This window comes from Alcanivorax sp. 1008, assembly GCF_020667895.1.
In the GTDB taxonomy this organism is placed as follows: Bacteria; Pseudomonadota; Gammaproteobacteria; order Pseudomonadales; family Alcanivoracaceae; genus PGZG01.
In genome coordinates this window covers 1-355 of record NZ_JAFMPS010000106.1, presented here as the reverse complement: position 1 = coordinate 355, position 355 = coordinate 1, and the positions used below count along the sequence as shown (strand labels likewise).

Below are 355 nucleotides of genomic sequence, written 5' to 3'. Positions count from 1 at the left end.
CCAGTCTGTCCAGGGCGTTTCGGAACGGTTCCGATTTTTTCTTGAGAGTAGAAAAGCCAATTGCGAATGCGACGATGCATACGACAATAAGCAGGAAATTGTTTTGCAGTCCATCAGACAACCCAATCACAAAAACGGTGAAAGCGGGAAGCTCGGCACCGAATCCTGAGAAAAGGTCTTGAAAAACAGGTACAACTTTCAGCAAAAGGATTGCCGTTACAATGACTGCTGCCACAACCACCGTTGCCGGGTATTTCATGGCTTTCTTGATTTTCTGTTTGAGCTGTTCGCTCTTTTCTTTATAGAGGGCGACCCTATCCAGCATGGTTTCCAGTGCACCTGATTGCTCACCAGC

General features: G+C 47.0%; 1 protein-coding gene. It reads right to left on the bottom strand.

The genetic code is table 11. From position 1 onward, the window contains the following. The coding region (locus tag J1C54_RS16485; RefSeq protein ID WP_229150069.1) for a type II secretion system F family protein at positions 1-355 on the bottom strand (355 nt) is incomplete at both ends.